We start from the raw sequence: 394 nt of genomic DNA, 5'->3' as shown, positions 1-394 counted from the left end.
AGTCAGAGCACGAAGCATGGGCGTCGGAGCGCCCATGCTTCGTGCTCTGACTCGCCGTGGATGTCTGAACGAAGCTGCAACGCAGCGCAGTGAGTTCCACGGCGCACCCCGCAACCGACACGCCGCAGGTTTGCCCCTTCGCAACGCGAAGGGGTCGCAGACTGGGGGTCGCCTTTCTTTTGGGTACTTTTCTTTGGCGAAGCAAAGAAAAGTACCTCGCCCGCCGGGGCAACAACCCGGCTCCCGGGCTCAAACCAAGCACGCCATTCATAAACAGCAACGCTTCAGGCATTCACAACCTCGGAACGCCCACGCCACCGCTGCGCCCACCCCTCAAACGTGAGGTAAATCACCGGGGTCGTAAACAGCGTGAGCAACTGACTCAGGATCAGCC

This window comes from Acidovorax sp. HMWF018 (genome assembly GCF_003061035.1).
Lineage (GTDB): Bacteria > Pseudomonadota > Gammaproteobacteria > Burkholderiales > Burkholderiaceae_C > Acidovorax > Acidovorax delafieldii.
Note: the sequence above shows the minus strand (reverse complement) of the source record.